Source organism: Halomonas sp. S3-1-1 (genome assembly GCF_023757625.1).
Taxonomy (GTDB): Bacteria; Pseudomonadota; Gammaproteobacteria; order Pseudomonadales; family Halomonadaceae; genus Vreelandella.
Map to the genome: position 1 here is coordinate 85,806 of NZ_JALGBZ010000002.1, position 20,683 is coordinate 106,488.

14 protein-coding genes are annotated in these 20,683 nt (G+C 62.6%); 12 read left to right on the forward strand and 2 right to left on the reverse strand.

The genetic code is table 11. The annotated features are described in order from the left end of the window. Nucleotides 1–30 precede the first annotated feature (30 nt). Nucleotides 31–720: a DNA-binding transcriptional regulator CsiR gene (gene csiR, locus MQW23_RS05505; RefSeq protein WP_252106834.1), complete on the reverse strand. Its 690-nt coding sequence runs from the start codon at nucleotides 718–720 to the stop codon at nucleotides 31–33. Between the two features lie 309 nt (nucleotides 721–1,029). Between csiR and MQW23_RS05510 the strand changes: the two genes are divergently transcribed. The 3 genes from MQW23_RS05510 (at nucleotide 1,030) to MQW23_RS05520 (ending at nucleotide 4,656) form a co-directional block, all read left to right on the forward strand. Next, the gene (locus MQW23_RS05510; RefSeq protein ID WP_252106835.1) at nucleotides 1,030–1,989 is read left to right on the forward strand and encodes a TAXI family TRAP transporter solute-binding subunit; all 960 of its coding nucleotides are present in this window, start codon (nucleotides 1,030–1,032) and stop codon (nucleotides 1,987–1,989) included. A gap of 49 nt (nucleotides 1,990–2,038) precedes the next feature. Further along, the gene (locus MQW23_RS05515; RefSeq protein WP_252106836.1) at nucleotides 2,039–2,539 is read left to right on the forward strand and encodes a DUF1850 domain-containing protein; all 501 of its coding nucleotides are present in this window, start codon (nucleotides 2,039–2,041) and stop codon (nucleotides 2,537–2,539) included. Nucleotides 2,540–2,643: 104 nt separating this feature from the next. Further along, nucleotides 2,644–4,656, forward strand: coding sequence for a TRAP transporter permease (locus MQW23_RS05520; protein ID WP_252106837.1), 2,013 nt, complete (start codon nucleotides 2,644–2,646; stop codon nucleotides 4,654–4,656). Between the two features lie 106 nt (nucleotides 4,657–4,762). Here MQW23_RS05520 and MQW23_RS05525 read toward each other — a convergent pair whose 3' ends face one another. Beyond that, complete coding sequence (locus MQW23_RS05525) at nucleotides 4,763–7,291, reverse strand: penicillin-binding protein 1A (protein ID WP_252106838.1); 2,529 nt, start codon at nucleotides 7,289–7,291, stop codon at nucleotides 4,763–4,765. 195 nt (nucleotides 7,292–7,486) lie between these two features. Here MQW23_RS05525 and pilM point away from each other — a divergent pair, with 195 nt between their 5' ends. From pilM to MQW23_RS05570, 9 genes are all read left to right on the forward strand, one after another. Further along, nucleotides 7,487–8,548 (forward strand): type IV pilus assembly protein PilM, encoded by a 1,062-nt coding sequence (gene pilM, locus MQW23_RS05530; RefSeq protein ID WP_252106839.1) that lies wholly within the window; start codon nucleotides 7,487–7,489, stop codon nucleotides 8,546–8,548. Beyond that, nucleotides 8,545–9,123 carry a PilN domain-containing protein gene (locus MQW23_RS05535; protein WP_252106840.1) on the forward strand — a complete coding sequence of 193 codons (579 nt, stop codon included), beginning with the start codon at nucleotides 8,545–8,547 and terminating at the stop codon, nucleotides 9,121–9,123. The genes pilM and MQW23_RS05535 overlap by 4 nt, the downstream gene beginning before the upstream one ends. Beyond that, nucleotides 9,123–9,764: a type IV pilus inner membrane component PilO gene (locus MQW23_RS05540; protein WP_252106841.1), complete on the forward strand. Its 642-nt coding sequence runs from the start codon at nucleotides 9,123–9,125 to the stop codon at nucleotides 9,762–9,764. Before MQW23_RS05535 ends, MQW23_RS05540 begins: the two co-directional genes overlap by 1 nt. After that, nucleotides 9,761–10,285 carry a pilus assembly protein PilP gene (locus tag MQW23_RS05545; RefSeq protein WP_252106842.1) on the forward strand — a complete coding sequence of 175 codons (525 nt, stop codon included), beginning with the start codon at nucleotides 9,761–9,763 and terminating at the stop codon, nucleotides 10,283–10,285. The genes MQW23_RS05540 and MQW23_RS05545 overlap by 4 nt, the downstream gene beginning before the upstream one ends. 63 nt (nucleotides 10,286–10,348) lie before the next feature. Beyond that, a complete protein-coding gene (locus tag MQW23_RS05550; RefSeq protein WP_252106843.1) occupies nucleotides 10,349–12,448 on the forward strand; it encodes a type IV pilus secretin PilQ in 2,100 nt (699 codons plus the stop codon). Then, nucleotides 12,448–13,014 carry a shikimate kinase AroK gene (gene aroK, locus MQW23_RS05555; protein ID WP_252106844.1) on the forward strand — a complete coding sequence of 189 codons (567 nt, stop codon included), beginning with the start codon at nucleotides 12,448–12,450 and terminating at the stop codon, nucleotides 13,012–13,014. The genes MQW23_RS05550 and aroK overlap by 1 nt, the downstream gene beginning before the upstream one ends. After that, entirely contained in the window at nucleotides 13,011–14,114 is a 1,104-nt protein-coding gene (aroB, locus tag MQW23_RS05560) for a 3-dehydroquinate synthase (protein ID WP_286086872.1), read from the forward strand. The genes aroK and aroB overlap by 4 nt, the downstream gene beginning before the upstream one ends. 475 nt (nucleotides 14,115–14,589) lie before the next feature. After that, on the forward strand, nucleotides 14,590–19,032 hold the full coding sequence (gltB, locus tag MQW23_RS05565; protein WP_252106845.1) for a glutamate synthase large subunit: 4,443 nt from the start codon (nucleotides 14,590–14,592) through the stop codon (nucleotides 19,030–19,032). Nucleotides 19,033–19,066: 34 nt separating this feature from the next. Next, entirely contained in the window at nucleotides 19,067–20,485 is a 1,419-nt protein-coding gene (locus MQW23_RS05570) for a glutamate synthase small subunit GltD family protein (protein WP_252106846.1), read from the forward strand. The last annotated feature ends 198 nt before the right edge of the window (nucleotides 20,486–20,683 follow it).

Sequence of the window (20,683 nt, forward strand, 5' to 3'; positions counted from 1 at the left end):
TATAAAACGACGACGTTAGTTGAAGAAAAGCTAGTCGATGCCACGCTCGCGCAGCAGATCGGTGATGATCGGCACCGGCGTCATCAGGTGATCGCGCATCATGACTGCGGCGCGTTCGGCGTCGCGGGCCAGAATGACCTCGACCAGTGCGCTGTGTTCGTCGTGTTTTTGTGCAAGCGCCGTTGATGACATCACCGTCTGCTTGAGCCAAAGGTGGCGATAGCGCTCTACCTGGCTGAAAAGCGTTTCGCGCATTTGCAGAAGGTGGGGGGAGTTGCAGCCGCTGGCGATCGCGGTGTGAAACGCCTGGTGGCGCGCATCCCAGGTGTCCAGCAGCGCCTCCGGGGAGCTTACGTCGGTGACCTTACCCAGGCGGTGGGCGGTGGCCAGCACCTCGGCTTCCCAGTCGTCGTCGCCGCGCTCGATGGCCAGTTTCAGCACCAACCCTTCGAGCTGGGCGCGAGCGTCGTAAATATCGCGCAGCTCAGAAAGCGACATGGGGGCGACGCGGTAGCCGCGCTGGCTAATGGCGATGACCAGCCGGTCGGCTACCAGCTGGGAAAGCGCCTCTCTCAGCGGGCCGGTGCTCAGCCCGTAGTGCTCCTTTAGGCGGCTCATCAACAGCTTTTCGCCCGCATGATAGCGCCCGCGAATGATGTCACGCTTCAAATCGCGGTAGGCGGTGATGGCCAGGTTAGGCCGGGGCAGGGAGGTATCCATCGCGTATCCTGTATCGGTGTTGACCGCTTTTGATAAATGGCGGTCATTATCCGTTAATCTCGATTATTTAGCATGACAGGCGCGTCTTTAAAACGCCCTCAAGAGCGAAAGCGCTTTAAAAACGCCGGCAGTGAGCTTTGGTCATGGCACTATCGTCCCATTAACGTTCGATTTAAAACCGTGCTAACGTCGACTAAACGGTTCGGTGAAAAACAGGTTGGGTAAACAACCGTTTCCAGTGACCGACGCCGTTGATACCGCCTTGATTTAGACGTCAATAATGCTCCCAAAAGGATAGAGGCAACGCTCATGAAAACGCTAAAATACGCAGCCGCCACGACCATGTTAGCCATGGCGCTACCCGCCAGTGCTCAGCAGCTTTCGATCGCCACCGGCGGAACCGGCGGCGTCTACTATCCGATCGGCGGCGGTTTGGCCGAGATGATCAACAACCACATCGAAGGTGCCCAGGCCACGGCAGAGGTAACCGGCGCATCGGTCGAGAACATGGGCCTGATCATGCGCGGCGATGCTGACATGGCGACAGCGCTTGCCGACACCGTCTACCAGGCCTACACCGGCACCGGCGATTTCGAAGGCCGTCAGGTCGAGAACACCCGGGCGCTGGCCTCGATCTACCCCAACGCCGTGCAGCTTGTCGTGCTAGCGGAATCCGACATTCAGGGCATCGATGATCTGGCCGGCAAGCGCGTATCGGTGGGTGCGCCGGGCAGTGGCACCGAGCTCAATGCCCGCGCCGTGCTCGAGTCCAACGGCATTAGCTACGACGACTTCACCGCTCAGCGGCTCAACTTCAACGAAACTGCCGACGCCATCCGCGACGGTGACATCGACGCCGGTTTCTGGAGCGTGGGCCCGCCCACCAGCTCGATCATGAACCTAGCGGCGACCCGCGACATCCGCCTGATCAGCTTGACCGATGAAGAGATCGCCAACGCTCAGGAAGAGGAGGCGGTGTTCGCCCCCTACCAGCTGGAGGCCGGCCTCTACGACGGTATGGACGAAGCGGTGCAGACCATCGGCATTCCTAATGTGCTGGTGGTCAACGCGGACATGGATGAAGAGCTCGCCTATCAGCTCACCCAGCTTCTGTTCGAGCACACCGACGAGCTGATCGCCGTTCACCCGGCGGCCAACGACACCACCGTGGAGTTCACCATGGAGTCCACCCCGGTGCCGCTGCACCCCGGCGCGATCCGCTACTTCGAGGAGACCGGTGTCGAGATTCCCGACCGCCTGCGTCCTTGATCACTCCCTTAACGCTTACTCTTAACGATCGTTTAAAAGGCGTCTGATCATGCAGTGGTTCACTCTACCGCTGATAGCGCTTTCACTGATGACACTGCCGCACGCCGGCGCCTGGGGACAGGCGCCGGCGCGTTTGGTGGTGACCAGTGAGTCGGGTGAGGTGTTGATCGATGACGCCGTTATGGAAGACGGGCGCTGGTGTATGGCCTGGAACCATTCGGTGGCACACTTCACCGTGCTCGACTGCTATCGCAATCAACAGGGACAGATGGTGCTCGAGCGCAGCCACCAGCCGGACTTCGCCGCGGGACTTGGTCATATCGCGGGCCGCGGCGAGCAGGTCTCCGACGGCGAGGGCGGCTACTGGATCAACGCCATCGATGAGCCGGTGCCAGGCAATCGTTACCTGCTGCGCGCGGGTGCCCCAGCGGTCAACCACCGCATCGTCTGGCCTGACGGTGAGCATGAGCCTTCGAGTATCAGCGAGCGCGCCGCCGGTGAGCGCGTGACGGTCGAGCTAGCACCGTCTTCAAGCGCCAACGCCGATTGACCCTGTGTACTCGAACCTTCCCTGGTTTGAGTATGCTGGTTTTAGTACGAAGATCTTCCAACGCCATTTTTCTAACGCAGCTCTTTTAACGCTTCGAGGACTCCATGAGCGAATCCACTCAACCGCCGGTGGTCATGCCGGGTGCCAACGCGATTCAGCCTCGCGCCGCACTCTGGGCGATCACGCTGGTCGCGGTCGCCCTGTCGCTTTTTCAGCTCTATTCGGCGGGCATTCAGCCGCTCGGGCTTTTCTACCAGCGCAGCATTCACCTGGCGCTAGTCATGCTGCTGGCGTTTTTGATGTTTCCAGTGTTCGGCCCGGACCGCAAACGCGGGGCGCTCGGCTGGGCGCTCGATGCGGTCTGCTTTGCCGGTGCGCTGATCACCGGCGGCTATCTGGTGTTCTTTCTCGATGAGATCATCAACCGCGCCGGGTTCTGGAACCAGACCGACATCATCGTGGCGATGATCGCGACCGTCACGGTGCTGGAGGCGAGCCGCCGCGCGGTGGGGTTTGGGATGACCATCATCGGGCTGATCGCCATTATCTACGCCCTCGCCGGCCCCCGGGGTGAGCTGCCCTGGCTTGGCGAATGGCTGCCGGGCATTCTCTCCCACCGCGGCTATACGCTGGACCGCGTCGCGGGGCAGCTCTATCTCGGCCAAGAAGGCATCTTCGGGCTGCCGCTTGGGGTGGCGGCGACCTACATCTTCATTTTCGTGCTGTTCGGTGCTTTTCTCGAGAGCACCGGGGCGGGGCGTTTCTTCATCGATATGGCCTACGCCGCCACCGGGCGCCAGCGCGGCGGCCCGGCGAAGGCCGCCGTGCTCGCCTCGGCGGGCATGGGCTCGATCTCTGGCAGCGCCATCGCCAACGTGGTGACCACCGGCGCCTTCACCATTCCGCTGATGAAAAAGCTGGGCTACAAGCCCAAGCAGGCCGGCGGTATCGAAGCCGCCGCCTCGACCGGCGGGCAGATCATGCCGCCGCTGATGGGCGCCGGCGCCTTTTTGATCGCCGAGTACACCAACACGCCGTATCTGGAGATCGTCAAGATCAGCATCCTGCCGGCGATCATGTATTTCGCCACGGTCTACCTGTTCGTGCATATCATCGCGCTCAAGCAGGGCATGCAGGGCATGCCGCGCTCAGAGCTTCCGAAGATGCGCCAGGTGATGAAGGATGGCTGGCACTTTCTGCTGCCGCTGGGGGTGCTGGTGTGGCTGTTGGTGCTGAATCTGTCACCGATGCGGGTGGGGTATTACGCGGTCATCACCATGGTGGCGGTCGCGGTGATTCGCTACGCGCTTTGGTATTTCTTCGTCGCCCCCGGCCAGGGCCAGCCCGTAACGGCTGAGCGCACCAAAGCGGTCGTCTGGTCGGGGTTGACCAAACTGGTCGAAGGGCTTGAATTGGGCGCGCGTAACGCCGTGGCGGTGTCGATGGCCTGCGCCGTGGCAGGGATCATCGTGGGCGTGGTGGGGCTGACCGGGCTCGGGCTCAAGTTCTCGTCGATGATGCTCGCGTTCTCCGGCGGTAACCTGGTGCTGGCACTGGTCATGGTGCTGCTGGCGAGCTTGGTACTCGGCATGGGCCTTCCCGTGACCGCAAGCTATATCGTACTGATCGTGCTGGTGGGGCCTGCCTTGACCAATGAGTTCGGCGTGCCGCTTCTGATCGCGCACCTGGTGGTGTTCTGGTACTCCCAGGACTCCAACGTGACCCCGCCGATTGCGCTGGCGGGCTTCGCCGGGGCGGCGATCGCCGGCAGCAAACCGATGGAAACCGGCTTTCAGGCCTGGAAGTTCGCCAAGGGCCTCTACCTGATTCCGCTGTTCATGGTCTTCAACCCGGAGATCATTATTGGCGGTCCGGTACCGGTGGTGATCTGGAACGCGATCATCGCGATCTTCGCGCTGTGCGCCTTCGCTGCTTCGCTCGAAGGATACCTGTTCACGCGGATGAACTGGCTGGCGCGCATCGCCATCGGCGCAGCGATCTTTGGCGTGTTCTATCCAAGTTTTTGGACCGAGCTTACCGGGGTGGTGGTGATGGCGGCGGTGATCGGCGCCAACTATTTGGCGAGCCGCCGCGAGGGGCACCCGGTCACATCGTGATCGCCCCCAGGTTAGCGCCATAAAAAAGCCCGGAACGCCATGGCGTTCCGGGCTTTTTCGTTTAGGGCGTTTCGTTCAGAGCGTCTTCTTGCAAGACAAGCGAGCGTTAGAAGATCGATTCAGCCGCGCCGGAGCCCTGGGAGCCGGTCGCTTCCTCGAACTCGCGGCTTACCGTGCGCGCCTGGTAGGAGGGCAGGTTACCTTCGCGGAACAGCTCTGAAATGCCGCCGGACTGATTGTCGTAGAGCCGGCGGCCGTTGTCCGGATCGACCCGCGCGGTCACCACGTTGCTCGGACGCTCCGGCAGCGCCGACGGCGTACCCGCCAGGGCCTGACCCATGAAGTCGATCCAGATCGGCAGGGCGGCGCTGGCGCCGTACTCGGCGGTGGTTTCGTTGCTGTCCTTGCCCACCCACACCGTGGTCACCAAATTGCTGTTGAAGCCGGCGAACCAAGCGTCGCGCTGGTTGTTGGTGGTGCCGGTCTTGCCAACTATATCGTCGCGATCGAGGCTGAGCGCGGCGCGCCCGGTGCCCGAGGTGATGACGTCGCGCAGCATGTCGCGCAGGATGTACACCGCCGCCGGGTCGGCCACGCGTTTGGCGATGGGGTAGCTCTTGCCTTCGATCTCGACGCTTTGCTGGCCCTCGGCGCAGCTAGCGCAGGCGATGCTGGGCGTGGCCTCGTCGATAATGTCGCGGTCGTCGTTACGCGTGACGCGCTCGATGAACCAGGGCGAGACCTGGAAGCCACCGTTGGCGATGACCGCGTAGGCGTTGGTCATCTCCATCGGCGTAAGGCTTGCGCTGCCGAGTGCCAGCGACAGCCCGCGCGGCAGGCGGTCCACCGAGAAGCCGAAGCCTTCCAGATAGTTGATGGTCGGGGTGATGCCCATCGACTGCAGCACCCGGATGGTGACCAGGTTGCGCGAGCGGGCCAGCGCCGGGCGCAAGCGCATCGGGCCCTGGAAGTCGCGGCTCGAGTTCATCGGCCGCCACAGCGAGTCGCTGCCGTCATCTACCACCAGGGGCGAGTCGTTGACCACGCTGGCCGCGGTCATGCCGCCGTCGTCGAGCGCGGCGAGATAGATGAACGGCTTGAAGATCGAGCCGGACTGGCGCTGAGCCTGAATGGCACGGTTGAACTTGCTGGCGTTGAAATCGAAGCCGCCCTGCAGCGCGAGAATGGCGCCGGTGCGCGGGTCCTGCACTACCAGCGATCCCTCGACGTCCGGGCGCTGGGAAAGACGCACTGAGCCGTCGTCGCTTTCCACTACGCGAATCAGGTCGCCGCGCACGGCGATTTGATCTGCGCTTCCGGGCTCGCCGCCGCGGCTTCGCGGGCTCAGGTACTGGCGGGCCCAGTTCAGGCCGTCCCAGCCGATGGTTCTAAGCTCCCGGTCGCGGGTCAGCACCTGCATTTCGCGGCCGCTGCTTTCGACCACGATGGCCGGCTGCAATAGCCCGTAATTGGGCGTGCGCTCGAGCACCTGAAGCCAGTTGGAGACGTCGCCGTCGATGCCTTCGATCTCAGTCTGGCTGCGCTCAGCGGCCTGGCGCGCGGTCTGGCGAATTTCCGGCGACTCGGAAAGCTCTTCCTCGAGCCCTTGGGTCGTGGTCTGCTCTTGGGCTTCGACCAGACTCGCGGCGATGTCGCTCTGCTCCGGTCCGCGCCAGCCGTGACGGCGGTCGTACTCGATCAGACCATCGGCCAGCGCCTGACGTGCGGCGGGCTGGAGCTCGCTATCGATGGTGGTATAGATGCGGTAGCCGCCGGTGTAGGCGGTGTCGCCGAAGCGCTCGACGGCGAACTGGCGCGCCATTTCCGAAACGTAGGAGGCGTCCACTTCGGTTTGCGTATAGTGACGACGCGCGGTAACGGGCTCCTGCACCGAGGCCTGGTAGGTGTCGTTATCGATATAGCCCAGCTCGCGCATGCGAAACAGGATCCAGTTGCGGCGGATCAAAGAGCGCTCGGAGTTGGCCAGCGGGTTGAACGCCGACGGCGCCTTGGGCAGACCGGCGATCATCGCGGTTTCGGCAAGCGTTAGCTCGGAGAGCGGGCGGTCGTAGTAGGTTTCCGCGGCGGTAGCGATGCCGTAGGCGCGGTTGCCCAGAAAGATCTTGTTCACGTAGAGCTCGAAGATCTGCTGCTTGGAGAGCACCTGCTCCATCTGCAGCGCGAGCAGGATCTCGCGAATCTTGCGCGTGAAGGTCTGATCCAGCGTCAGCATGTAGTTACGCGCGACCTGCATGGTGATGGTCGAGCCGCCGGACTGGATTGCACCGCCGCTACTGGCAAGCTCCACCGCGGCGCGAGCCAGGCCTCGCGGGTCGACGCCTGCGTGCTCGAAGAAGCTCGAGTCCTCGGCGGCGATCAATGCATTGATCATGTTCTGAGGGATTTCGTCGTAATCCACCACCATACGTCGCTCTTCACCGAACTCGCCAATCAGCTTGCCATCGTTGGTGAAGATGCGAAGCGGGGTGTGGAGCTCGAAATTCTGCAGTTGGCGGACATCGGGAAGCCCGGGCGAAAAGTAGATAGCAGCGGCGATCACGGCCAGCGCCGTGGCGCCCACGAGGGCAACCACCGCGGAGAACAGTGACACGAGAAGGGTTCGTAAAAACGTCATGAACAGAGGGCACCCGTGGAGATAAAAGAGGTACGGCGTCCAACTCGCCGTATTGCGCAATTGGGCACCATTATAAGAAGCCTATCCATCGGCCACCAGTGTTGATATGCCTTGTTGGTCTTAACGTGTCGCGCTGTTAAAAATAAGGTAACCTCGCTACACGCTCGGTAAAACGATAAAACCAAACGGGATCCCATGCGCCTATCAACGTCTGGAAAGGGATTGATCGGGGTCGATATTACCTCGGCCACCGTTAAGCTTTTAGAGCTTAAACAGCTGGATACCAACTACCAGGTACAAAGCTACGCCGTTCGCCCGCTTAAGGAAGGCGCAGTGGTGGAGCGGCGTATCCGCGATATCAACGATGTAGCTCGGGTACTTCGAGCCGCCGTCGAACACGCCAAGCCTTCAACTCGCAAGGCCGCCGTGGCAATACCGGCGAGTGCGGCGATCACCCGTCTCATTACGTACCCTGCCTCTCTTGGCGAAGACGAAATAGAGGCTCGAATCATAGATGAGTACGACCGCCACGTTCCGTTTCCGTTCAATGAGGTGGCCTTCGATTTTCAGTGTCTAGGACCGGTCCCCGGTGACGAAAATCAGCAGCAGGTGATTTTAGTGGCGTGTCGTCAGAGTGACGTCAGCCAGCTTACCGACACCTTAATGCAGGCAGGGCTCGAGCCCGCGGCGGTTGATGTCGAAACCTTCGCCGTGGAGCGCGTATTCAGCGAGCTACGGCGTCAACTCAACGTGGCCGAGGAAGCGAAGGCAAACATGGCGCTGGTGGACCTGGGCGCGAACATGAACGCTTTTCATGTACTCGACAATGGGCGCATCATTTACAGTCGCGACACCGTTTATGGGGGGCGCCAGCTTACCGATACCATTCGCGAGCGCTACGAGTTGACCAACGAAGAAGCGGGGCTCGCCAAAAAACGTGGCGGGCTGCCGGACGACTACGAGGATAGCGTGCTCAATCCCTTCATCGACACCGTCGTGCAGCAGGTAGGCCGCTCGCTGCAGCTTTACTACACCGCTGGGCGTAAGCGGCGCGTGGAGCACCTGGTACTGGCTGGCGGGTCGAGCGTGATTCCGGGCCTTGCCGAGCGCATCGCCCAGGAGAACGACCTCACGGTGACTCAGGCCAATCCGTTCCAGCGCATGAAGCTGCGCCCACGAATCAATGTCAAAGGGCTTACCAGCGACGCGCCGGCGATGCTCACCGCCTGTGGGCTTGCCATGAAGGTGAGCCAGTGAACATCAATATCAATCTGCTGGCCTGGCGCGAAGCGCGCCGGGAGAGGCGCACCAAACAGTTCTACGGCGTGCTGGCGCTGTCGCTCGCGATGGGCATTCTGGTAGCCCTTGGCGTTTCGCTGATCTATCAGCAGGAGCTCGATGAACAGGCGATACGAAATGACTATATCGTCCGCCACATCGAGCAGCTCGATCAGCAGATCGAAGACGTCAAGCGCTACCAGGAGGATGTCGCTCAGCTCAACCAGCAGCTCGCGCTGTTCAATACGCTGCAAAATGAGCGCATCGATACCGTCGAGCTCTTCAATGCGCTGGCGGCCAGTTTGACCGACGGCGTGGTCTACGAAGAGCTCAGCCGCGAAGGCCCGCGGGTGAGCCTGACGGCAACGGCCAACGACGAGCGCCAGGTGTCCGAGCAGCTTCGCCGCTTGGCCCGCGTGCCGGGCTTCGCGGTACCGGTGCTGTCGGAAGTCACCAGCGCGCCGGACGAGCAGGGGCGGCGTTTTCGCTTCGATATGATGCAAACGCTACATACCGTTGAGGCCAGTGCGACGACCGAGGAGACCGCCCAGTGATGAGCAAAGCTCGGGCGCGCCAAGAGTGGCAGCGCCTCAAGGAAGTCGAGATGCAAAGTCTCGATCTAAAAGAGGCGGGCGGTTGGCCGATTTTTTTGAAGGCGCTGTGCGTGGTGCTAGTGTTTGCCGTCGCCTTTGGGGCCTTAATGACTTGGCAGGTGAGCGAAAAACGCGCCGGCCTTGCCGAAGCCAAACGCGAGGAAGCGCGGCTGTTTAGCGACTACCGCGTCAAGGCCTCGGAAGTGGCACTCTTGCCCAACGTTCAAAGCCAGTTGGCAACCCTTGGCGGTCATATGGAGCGCATGCGCGCGATGCTGCCGACCAATGTCGAGATTCCGTCGCTGCTGGACAGCATCAGCGATGCGGCGGTGGATAATCGTCTTACCATCGAGGTGATTCGCCTCGGCGCGCCGGTGGCCAACGAGCACTACATCGAGCATCCGCTGGATATCCAGGTGCGCGGCGGCTACCACCAGTTGGGCCGCTTCGTTGCCGATATAAGCCAGTTGGCGCGGATCGTGACCCAGCACGATTTGACCCTTACCGCCATCGAGCCGCCGGGAGAGTCGCTGCGGCTAACGCTGGATGCGCGCACCTATACCTTTATCGACGAGGCTCGAACCGAAGAGGTGGCGCCATGATCCAGCGCGCGCTGTTACCGCTATTGCTGGCCGTTTTGCTATGTGGTTGCAACGACGCCATGCTCGACCAGCTCGACGTCACGCTTGCCGAGATTCGGCGCGCGCCGAACGTGCCGGTGGCCATCGATGCCCAACCGTTTCCCGAGCCTGCATTATTAAACTATCGATATAGCGAGTCGCGTAGCCCGTTTTTGGCGCCTGAACGGCTCACGCGCAGTGAGACAATCGCTACTCGCAACAGCGCTCTGGCGCCGGATACTCAGCGCCCGTTAGAGCCGCTGGAGGCCTTTGCACTCCCGTCGCTACGCCTGGTGGGCACGCTTCAAATGGGCGGTCAGCGCGTCGCCCTGATCGCAACGCCGGACGGCAGCGTCGTCACCGTGCGCGAAGGCAACCACCTGGGTACCAACTACGGGGAAATTACCCACATTACGCTGGACGAGGTCACGCTGATCGAGCGCATCCTTGACGAGCAGCAAGGGTGGCAAACGAGCCCGGCCGCCCTGTCGCTGCAGCCTTGAGGCGCTCAAGCACTGCGGTTGAACAACCATTTTCGTTGGACGTTTATTTGGACATCCCTGTTTATGATCACCATTGCCCGCCGTACCGCGTTTTGTCTGCTCGCCCTGTCGCTGCTTGCTTGCCCGGCGCTTGCCTCGGCGGCGCTGTTGACCGATCTGGAGGTGCGTGACGCGCCTCAGGGCGAGGTCGAGCTGCTGCTTTCGTTTGACGGCGCGCCGGGCGAGCTGACCGGCTACGCGCTGGAAGCGCCGCCGCGGCTGGCGCTGGATCTGGCCAATACACAAAATGGGCTCGCCGAGCGAAGCCAGGCAGTGGGGCAAGGCGGTGTAGAGCGCATTACCACCATCGAAGGCGGCGGGCGCACGCGCCTGATCGTCGATTTAAGCGGGGCGCACACGTTTCGCTCGGCGGCCTCACCGAGCCGGCTCAGCGTATTTCTTACCCCCACCGCCATTGGCTCCCAGCCGCCGGTCGCGCCAGCGTCGACGGTAAGCGCCGCCAGCGTTCCCGCCGCCACACCGACACCGCGTCCGGCACCTGCCGCCGCCAGCGGGCCGCAAATCGAGGACATCGATTTTCGCCGCGGCACCAATGGCGCCGGGCGGCTTCTGGTGACGTTCAGTCAGAGCGGAGTAAACGCCCGCGTCGAGGAGGCGGGGCTTGGCGTAGTGAACGCCTCCTTGCCGGGCGTCACGCTGCCCGCGTCGCTCGACCAGATTCTCGATGTCACCGACTTCGCCACGCCGATCAATCGCATCACGCCGCGCACCACCGCTACGGGTACCCAGCTCGAGCTACAAACTCAGGGGCCGTATGCGCTGCTCTCCTCGCAAAGCGGACGGGTGCTGACCGTTGACGTCGAGCCTGTGGCCACGCCCGCGGATTCGCTTTCCCAAGGGGCGGAAGAGCGCTTTACCGGAGACCGGCTGAGCCTCAACTTTCAGGACATCGAGGTGCGCTCGGTGCTGGCCACGCTTGCCGAGTTTACCGGGCTCAACCTGGTCGCCAGCGACAGCGTCACAGGTCGAGTCACACTGAACCTGAACGACGTACCCTGGGATCAGGCGCTGGCGCTGATTCTGCAAAGCCAGGGGCTGTCGAGCCGCGAGCAGGGTAACGTGATCGTGATCGCCCCGGCCGGAGAGCTTGCCGAGGTCGAGCGTCAGGAGATCGAGTCGCGCAACCAGCGCCAAACGCTGGCGCCGCTGGTGACCGAATTCATCGAGGTGCGCTACGCCCGCGCCGAGGATTTCGCCCAGCTTTTGCGCGGCGCCGAAGGCTTTGGCCTGTTGACCGACCGCGGCCGGGTCAGCGTGGACCAGCGCACCAATACATTGCTGGTACAGGATACAGCCGACCAGCTTCGCGAAATCGTGGCCACCCTGGACCGGCTCGACGTCGCCGTACGCCAGGTACAGATCGAGGCGCGTATCGTCATCGCGCGCGACACCGCTTCGCGTGAGCTTGGCATCAACTGGGGAGCGTCGAGCACTCGCGGTTTCCAGCTCAACGAAGATACTGGACAATACGCTCGTCGCGATATCAATCCCAATGGCATCAGTCGCGCTCAGGGCGGGCTCGCCGTGGATCTTGGGCCCGGGGCGATCGGTGGCACCGGGTTCAGCTTCGGCTATCTCTCCGGCGACGTGCTGCTGGATCTCGAACTTCGAGCGTTGGAGAGCGAGGGCAAGAGCCAGACGATCTCCCAGCCGCGCATCATCACCGCCAACCAGCGCACCGCGACCATTCGCCAGGGCGAGGAGCGCGCCTTTCAGAGCGTGGACGTGCAGGGTAATCCGGACACTCAGTTCAAGGAGGCCGAGCTCTCGCTCGAGGTGACCCCGCAGATCACCCCGGACAACCGCATCATCATGGATCTGGTGATCAAGAACGACAGCTTCCGCGAAAGCGAATTCGGCGGCGAGCCGCCCATCGATACCAATCAGATCGAGACCCAGGTACTCGTGGACAATGGCCAAACCGTGGTGCTGGGCGGTATCTTGACTACCGAACAGCTCAGCCAAATCTCTAAAACGCCGCTTCTGGGCGATCTGCCGCTTTTGGGTCGGCTGTTTCGCTACAACCAGGAGAGCAATGAGAAGGTAGAGCTGTTAGTGTTTATTACTCCACGACTACTCGATGATGGTTTGGCGGTTCGCTGATGCAGGATTTACCCAATCTTTTTCTGGTCGGCCCGATGGGAGCCGGCAAAAGTACCATCGGCCGTTTACTGGCCGCGGAGCTTTCGCGCACGTTTCATGACAGTGACCACGTAATTCAGGACCGCTGCGGTGCGGATATCCCTTGGATTTTCGACGTCGAAGGCGAGCCCGGTTTTCGCCTGCGCGAAGTGCAGATGATCGACGAGCTCACCAGGCTTTCTGGGGTAGTGCTGGCCACCGGAGGCGGCGCGGTGCTGCGCGAAGAGAACCGCCGAGCGCTGCGCGAGCGCGGCACCGTGGTGTACCTGCTCACCACCGTCGAGCAGCAGCTCAAGCGCACCGCCCGCGACAAGAACCGCCCGCTATTGCAGCGCGTCGACCGCGAACAGGTGCTCAAGGACATGTTTTTACTGCGTGACCCGCTTTACCGCGCGACATCGGACATTACCGTACGCACCGACCGGCGAAGCCCGCGCGCGGTGGTCAACGACATTTTGCGTCGCGCGCGGCGCTTGAACGACCTGCTGGAAAGCCGCCAGCTCACCGACTCCGGGGTATCCTCATGACCGCAAGCGCCCGGCGCACCCTCAACGTGGCGCTCGGCGAGCGCAGCTACCCCATTCATATCGGCCGCGCTCTGTTGAGTGAGCCCGGCCTGCTGGCGCCTTATTTGGCGGGGCGTCAGGTGATGGTGATAACCAACGACACGATTGCGCCGCTCTACTTGCAGGCGCTGATCGACGCGCTGCCCGACGAGTGCGACGTACGCACGTTGTCGCTACCCGACGGCGAGCGCTACAAGAACCTCGAACAGGTCGAGCGTATCTGGGATGCGCTGCTAGGGGCCGGTTTCAACCGCCGCTGCACGCTGGTGGCGCTTGGAGGCGGGGTGATCGGTGACATGGTCGGCTTCGCCGCCGCCGCCTACCAGCGCGGGGTGGCGTTCATTCAAGTGCCTACCACGCTGCTCTCCCAGGTGGACTCTTCGGTAGGCGGCAAAACCGGCGTCAACCATCCGCTGGGCAAGAACATGATCGGCGCCTTCCACCAGCCCCGCGCGGTGCTGATCGATACCGACACGCTGGCCACACTGCCCCCGCGCGAGCTCTCCGCTGGGCTTGCCGAAGTGATCAAGTACGGCCTGATTCGCAACGTGGCGTTTCTTGGCTGGCTTGAGCAGAACATGGACGCGCTTCGCCGCACGGATGCCGAGGCCGTCAGCGAGGCGATCGCGGTGAGCTGTCAAATCAAGGCCGATATCGTCGCCGAGGACGAAACCGAGCAGGGCGTGCGCGCGCTGTTGAACCTGGGCCACACCTTCGGCCATGCCATCGAGGCGCACCAGGGCTACGGTAACTGGCTACACGGCGAGGCGGTCGGCGCCGGCATGGCGATGGCGGCCACACTCTCTTTCGAGCTTGGCATGATCGACGAGCCGGCACTCACCCGCGCCAGGGCGGCGATCGAGCGCGCCGGGCTGCCGTTGGCTGCACCGGCGAACATGGATGTCGAGGACTTTCTCAGCCGCATGCGCCTGGACAAGAAGAACGTCGAGGCCCGGCTTCGCCTGATACTGCTAAATGCCCTGGGCGAGGCGGTGATCAGCGATGAGACGCCGCCGGATACGCTGGAAGAGCTGCTGCGGCGCTACCCGCGAAGCGAATAGCGCACTGCTTTGCTTTATTCGTCTCGATAAAAGGCGCCGCCCGGCGCTCTCAAAAACCCGCCACCGTGGCGGGTTTTCTGCGTTTGGGTCATGCGTAAAGCCAACAGTTGCGCCAATCGGTATGCCGTATGCGTTATCGGCATGGAGAAATGCCGAATTGTAAGACTAAAGTCTATGTGGCGTTCGGGCTCACGCAGGCTACGCGAGGTGCCGGCTTAAGTGGTTGACGGGGCTATGTTTTTTGGTTGACTGGTACTGCAAATACAGGATTTGGCGAGAGTTTTGAGAATTTTGGTGCGGTCGGGCGATTGCGCCAGGTAGGGGCAAGTGGCTATGCTGAGCGGCCATTTTCCTGCGGCAGCGAACGCCAAAGAGCAGGGGGCTCGGGCGGGAAAGGCAAGTCAGAATAAAAAGAAAACCCGTCATTAAAGCACAAGTTCGCTGCCAGTAAAACACCTTGACTAGAGGCACGCCCATGAACAAAGGTCTTCATCAGCCTGGCGAGTTTCGCGATAACTGCGGTTTTGGGCTTATCGCGCACATGCAAGGAGAAGCCAGTCACGATCTCCTTAAAACCGCCATCGAGTCGCTGACCTGCATGACCCACCGGGGCGGTATCGCCGCCGACGGCAAAACCGGCGACGGCTGCGGGCTGCTGCTGAAAATGCCGACCCGGTTCATGCGCGATGTCGCAAAAGAAGCGCTGGATATCGAGCCCGGCGAGCACTTCGCCGTGGGCGTCATCTTTCTACCCAATGACGACGCGCGCGCCCAAACCGCCCGCGAGACGCTGGAGCGCGAGCTCGATAGCCGAGGCTTGAAGCGCCTGGGCTGGCGCGAAGTGCCCACCGACTCGAGCGTGTGCGGCCCGATGGCGCTCGACTGCCTGCCGCGTATCGAACAGATTTTCGTCGAGCCCGGCGACAGCGCCAACTTCACCGTCGATCTGTTCATGGCGCGGCGCTACGCCGAGCAGGCTCTGAAGAAGGAGGAGGACTTCTACGTCGCCTCGCTTTCTTCCGAGGTCGTCTCCTACAAGGGCCTGGTAATGCCGGAAGATCTGCCGGCGTTCTACAAGGACCTGAACGATTCGCGCCTGGAAACCGCGATCTGCGTTTTCCACCAGCGTTTTTCGACCAACACCGCACCGCGCTGGCCGCTGGCCCAGCCGTTCCGTCTACTCGCCCACAACGGCGAGATCAATACCATCGAGGCCAACCGCGGCTGGGCGAACTCGCGCAAGGCCAACTTCGCAAGCGAGCAACTGCCGGACATCGTCAAGCTCGACGAGGTGGTCAACACCACCGGTTCCGACTCTTCGAGCATGGACAACATGCTCGAAGTGCTGCTTACCGGTGGCATGGAGCTTCACCGCGCCGTGCGTATGATGGTGCCGCCGGCCTGGCAAAACGTCGAGACCATGGACGCCGAGCTGCGCGCGTTTTATGAGTACAACTCCATGCACATGGAGCCCTGGGATGGCCCGGCCGGCGTGGTCATGACCGACGGCCGCCAAGCGGTGTGCATGCTCGACCGTAACGGTCTGCGCCCGGCGCGCTGGGTGATGACCAAAAACGGCTACATCACGCTCGCCTCCGAAACCGGCACCTACGGCTACAGGCCAGAAGACGTGGTGGCCAAGGGCCGCGTCGGCCCGGGGCAGATGCTCGCCGTCGATACCCAGACCGGCGAAGTGCTGCATACCGACGACATCGACAACCGTCTGAAGTCCGCCTACCCCTACAAGCGCTGGCTGAAAGAGCAGGCGAGCTATCTAGAGTCGGCGCTGACCGAGCTTGCGCGCTTTCAGAGCATGGACACTGATGCGCTCAACGTGCAGCAGAAGATGTTCCAGGTGACGTTCGAAGAGCGCGACCAACTGCTGCGCCCGCTGGCGGAAAGCGGCCAGGAGGCGGTTGGCTCCATGGGCGACGATACGCCGATGGCGGTGCTGTCGAGCCGCCCGCGTCTTCTGACCGATTTCTTCCGCCAGAAATTCGCCCAGGTGACCAATCCGCCGATCGACCCGCTGCGCGAAGCGATCGTGATGTCGCTGGAAACCTGCTGCGGCGCCGAGCTCAACGTCTTCAAGGCGACCCCGGAGCACGCCCACCGCCTGATTCTGACCACGCCGATCCTGTCGCCGCGCAAGTTCACCGCGCTGGTTAGCCAGGATGATCCGGCGTTTGCCAGCTGCCAGCTGAGCCTTGGCTACAATCCGGACGAGACCAGCCTCAAGCAGGCCGTCGACGCGCTGTGCCAAAAGGCCGAGCGTCAGGTGAAAGAGGGCTGCGTGCTGCTGGTGCTCAGCGATGCCGAGCTGCCCAAGGGTGAAGTGCCGATTCAGTCCGCGCTCGCCGTCGGCGCCGTGCACAGCCACCTGGGCCGTCTTGCCATGCGCCCGATGGCGAACATCATCGTCGAAACCGGCTACGCCCGTGACGCCCACCAGATGGCGGTGCTTTTCGGTGTGGGCGCCACGGCGGTCTACCCGTGGCTTGCCTATCAGGTCATGGCGGACATGCACCGCGTCGGCGAGCTGACCGGCAACCCGGCGGACGCCCGCGAGAACTACCGTAAGGGCCTGCAGAAGGGGCTGTTCAAGATTCTCTCCAAGATGGGGATCTCGACGCTCGCCTCCTACCGCGGCTCGATGCTGTTCGAAGCGGTCGGCCTCAACGACGAGATCATGGACACCTGTTTCGTGGGCATGGCCTCGCGCATCCAGGGCGCCGGCTTCAGCGAGCTGCAGATGCAGCAAACGCTGATTGCGAAAGACGCCTGGACGCCGCGCAAGGGTATCTCCCAGGGCGGCCAGCTCAAGTACGTTCACGGCTACGAGTATCACGCCTACAATCCTGACGTGGTCATGACGCTGCAGGCCGCCGTGCAGGAAGGCAGCTACGCCAAGTGGAAGAAGTTCGCCCAACAGGTGAACGAGCGCCCGGTGGCGACCATTCGTGACATGCTCAAACTCAAGCAGTCCGGCGATTCCATCGCGCTCGATGAGGTGGAGTCTGTCGATGAGCTGCTGCCGCGCTTTGACAGCGCCGGCATGTCGCTCGGCGCGCTCTCGCCCGAGGCCCATGAGGCGCTCGCCCAGGCGATGAACGAAGCCGGGGGGCGCTCCAACTCCGGTGAAGGCGGCGAAGACCACGCCCGCTACGGCACCATCAGAAGCTCCAAGATCAAGCAGATCGCCTCGGGCCGATTCGGTGTGACGCCGTCGTACCTGGTCAACGCCGAAGTGCTGCAGATCAAGGTCGCCCAGGGCGCCAAGCCCGGCGAAGGCGGCCAACTGCCCGGCGGCAAGGTCAACGACATCATCGCCAAGCTGCGCTACGCCGTCCCCGGTGTGACGCTGATTTCACCGCCGCCGCACCACGATATTTACTCGATCGAGGATCTTGCGCAGCTGATTTTCGACCTAAAACAGGTCAACCCCGAAGCCCAGGTCTCGGTCAAGCTGGTCTCCGAGCCCGGCATCGGTACGATCGCGACCGGCGTTGCCAAGGCCTATGCGGATCTGATTACCGTCTCTGGCTACGACGGCGGCACCGCGGCGAGCCCGCTGACCTCGATCAAGCACGCCGGCTCCCCCTGGGAGCTGGGCCTGCCCGAAGTGCATCAGGCGCTTCGCATCAACGGCCTGCGCGACAAGATTCGCCTGCAGACCGACGGCGGCCTGAAAACCGGGCTCGACGTCATCAAGGCGGCGATTCTCGGCGCCGAGAGCTTCGGCTTTGGTACCGCACCCATGGTCGCGCTGGGCTGTAAGTACCTGCGGATTTGTCACCTGAACAACTGCGCCACTGGTGTCGCCACCCAGGACGACTACCTGCGCGGCGAGCACTTCCGCGGTACCGTCGACATGGTCAAGAACTACTTCCGCTTCATTGCCGAAGAAGTGCGCGAGCTGATGGCGATGATGGGCGTGCGTAAGCTCACCGACCTGATCGGCCGCACCGATCTGCTCGAAGTGGTGGAAGGGCGCACCGCCTCGCAGCGCGGGCTCGACCTGACGCCGCTGTTGAAAAACGACTTCGTGCCGGCGGACGCGCCGCAGTTCTGTACCGTCAGCCGCAACGTGCCTCACGACCCGGGCGCGAAAAACCAGGAAGTGCTCGAAGCGCTCAAGAGCGCCATCGAGAACCGCTCCGGCGGCGACTTCAGCTTCGATATCACCAACTGCGATCGCAGCGTCGGCGCGCTCTCGTCCGGCGCCATCGCCAAGCGCTATGGCGAAGAGGGGTTGGAAGAGGCGCCTATCAACGCCCACTTCACCGGTGTGGCCGGCCAGAGCTTCGGCGTCTGGAACGCGCGGGGCCTTAATCTGTATCTCGAAGGCGACGCCAACGACTACGTCGGCAAGGGCATGAACGGCGGGCGCATCGTCATCGTGCCGCCGAAGGTCAGTGAGTTTGAAAGCCACAAGACCTCGATCGTCGGCAACACCTGCCTATACGGCGCCACCGGCGGCACGCTTTACGCCGCAGGTGTGGCCGGCGAGCGCTTCGGCGTGCGTAACTCCGGCGCCATGGCAGTGATCGAAGGCGCGGGGGACCACTGCTGCGAATACATGACCGGCGGCATCGTCTGTGTGCTCGGCGAAACCGGCGTCAACTTCGGCGCGGGCATGACCGGCGGCTTTGCCTACGTGCTCGACGAAGAGCGCAGCTTCGTGGACAAGTACAACCATGAGCTGGTGGAGATTCACCGGGTCAACACCGAGGCGATGGAGGCGTACCGTCGCCACCTGCGCGAGATGATCGAAGCCTACGTGGCCGAGACCGGCTCCAAGCGCGGGGCAGCCATTTTGGAAGACTTCAGCGACTACGCGCGCCACTTCTGGCTGGTGAAGCCGAAGGCGGCGAGTCTGGGAAGTCTGCTGGATCAATCTCGGCGTCAGCCGCAGTAATCCGAATGTGTCCATCGCCGAGAGGAGAGAGATCATGGCCAACCGTTTGAACAACGATTTCCAGTTTATCGACGTGGGTCGTAAGGACCCGCAGAAAAAAGAGGCGCATACGCGCGCGAAAGAGTTCGCCGAAATCTACGAACCGTTCAAGCCGACGGACGCGGCGAGTCAGGCGCACCGCTGCCTGCACTGCGGCAACCCGTACTGCGAGTGGAAGTGCCCGGTACACAACTACATTCCCAACTGGCTGCAGCTGGTAGTGGAAGGCAACATCATCGAAGCCGCGGAGCTTTCGCACAAGACCAACTCGCTGCCGGAAGTGTGCGGGCGCGTCTGCCCCCAGGATCGCCTCTGTGAAGGCGACTGCACGCTCAACGATGGCTTCGGCGCGGTCACCATCGGCTCGATCGAGAAGTACATCACCGACACCGCCTTTGCCATGGGCTGGCGCCCGGACATGTCGAAGGTGGTTTGGACCGACAAGAAGGTCGCGATCATCGGCGCAGGTCCCGCGGGCCTGGGCGCGGCGGACATTCTCGCGCGCAACGGCGTCAAGCCCGTGGTGTTCGACCGCCACCCGGAGATCGGCGGGCTTTTGACCTTCGGTATCCCCGAGTTCAAGCTCGAAAAGAACGTCATGGAGCGCCGCCGCGCGGTGTTCGAGGAGATGGGCATCGAGTTTCGCTTGAACGTCGAGATCGGCGTGGACATCGAGTTCGATACCCTGGTGCAGGAGTATGACGCGGTGTTCCTCGGCATGGGCACCTACCAGTACATGGAAGGCGGCTTCCCCGGCGAAGATCTGCCCGGCGTCTACAAGGCGCTCGACTTCCTGATCGCCAACGTCAACCGGCGCCTGGGCTTCGAGAAGGACCCGGCAGACTACATCTCGATGGAAGGCAAACGCGTGGTGGTGCTCGGCGGCGGCGATACGGCGATGGACTGTAACCGCAGCTCGATCCGTCAGCGCGCGGCGAGCGTGACCTGCGCCTACCGGCGCGACGAAGAGAACATGCCAGGCTCGCGCCGCGAGGTGGCCAACGCCCGCGAAGAGGGAGTGGAGTTTCTCTTCAACCGCCAGCCCATCGCCGTGGTCGGTGAAGGCAAGGTGGAAGGCGTGAAGGTCGTACGTACCCGCTTGGGTGACGCCGACGAAAACGGCCGCCGCCGCCCGGAAATCGTGCCCGGCTCAGAAGAAGTGATCCCGGCGGATGCCGTCGTGGTCGCCTTCGGCTTCCAGGCAAGCTCGATTCCCTGGTTCGAAGGCTCGAGCATCGACGTTTGCGAGCGCAACCTGGTCAAGGCCCCGGAGCACGGCCAGTACGCCTTCCAGACCACCAACGAGAAGATCTTCGCCGGCGGCGACATGGTCCGCGGCTCGGATCTGGTGGTCACCGCCATCTACGAAGGCCGCCAGGCCGCCGAGGGGATGCTGGATTACCTGGGCGTGTAAGTGCTGCGTTTAATGTAACGTTTGGAATAACCAATGCGGGCCGTGGCAACACGGCCCGTTTTTTATGGCGTGGCTCGGGGAGTCCCGGAAGGTGATGGTGGCAACACCGCTGTAGGAGCAGGCTTTAGCCAGCGACCTGTCGATAGGGGTACCCGACGTGCTAACCCAACGGTTCAAATTGAGCCTTTGGGCGAGCTC

What these genes read in the sequence shown, in the direction of transcription:
- csiR (WP_252106834.1), bottom strand. Translation starts at nt 720, where the DNA reads ATGGATACCTCCCTGCCCCGGCCTAACCTGGCCATCACCGCCTACCGC.
- MQW23_RS05510 (WP_252106835.1), top strand. Translation starts at nt 1,030, where the DNA reads ATGAAAACGCTAAAATACGCAGCCGCCACGACCATGTTAGCCATGGCG.
- MQW23_RS05515 (WP_252106836.1), top strand. Translation starts at nt 2,039, where the DNA reads ATGCAGTGGTTCACTCTACCGCTGATAGCGCTTTCACTGATGACACTG.
- MQW23_RS05520 (WP_252106837.1), top strand. Translation starts at nt 2,644, where the DNA reads ATGAGCGAATCCACTCAACCGCCGGTGGTCATGCCGGGTGCCAACGCG.
- MQW23_RS05525 (WP_252106838.1), bottom strand. Translation starts at nt 7,291, where the DNA reads ATGACGTTTTTACGAACCCTTCTCGTGTCACTGTTCTCCGCGGTGGTT.
- pilM (WP_252106839.1), top strand. Translation starts at nt 7,487, where the DNA reads ATGCGCCTATCAACGTCTGGAAAGGGATTGATCGGGGTCGATATTACC.
- MQW23_RS05540 (WP_252106841.1), top strand. Translation starts at nt 9,123, where the DNA reads ATGAGCAAAGCTCGGGCGCGCCAAGAGTGGCAGCGCCTCAAGGAAGTC.
- MQW23_RS05545 (WP_252106842.1), top strand. Translation starts at nt 9,761, where the DNA reads ATGATCCAGCGCGCGCTGTTACCGCTATTGCTGGCCGTTTTGCTATGT.
- MQW23_RS05550 (WP_252106843.1), top strand. Translation starts at nt 10,349, where the DNA reads ATGATCACCATTGCCCGCCGTACCGCGTTTTGTCTGCTCGCCCTGTCG.
- aroK (WP_252106844.1), top strand. Translation starts at nt 12,448, where the DNA reads ATGCAGGATTTACCCAATCTTTTTCTGGTCGGCCCGATGGGAGCCGGC.
- aroB (WP_286086872.1), top strand. Translation starts at nt 13,011, where the DNA reads ATGACCGCAAGCGCCCGGCGCACCCTCAACGTGGCGCTCGGCGAGCGC.
- gltB (WP_252106845.1), top strand. Translation starts at nt 14,590, where the DNA reads ATGAACAAAGGTCTTCATCAGCCTGGCGAGTTTCGCGATAACTGCGGT.
- MQW23_RS05570 (WP_252106846.1), top strand. Translation starts at nt 19,067, where the DNA reads ATGGCCAACCGTTTGAACAACGATTTCCAGTTTATCGACGTGGGTCGT.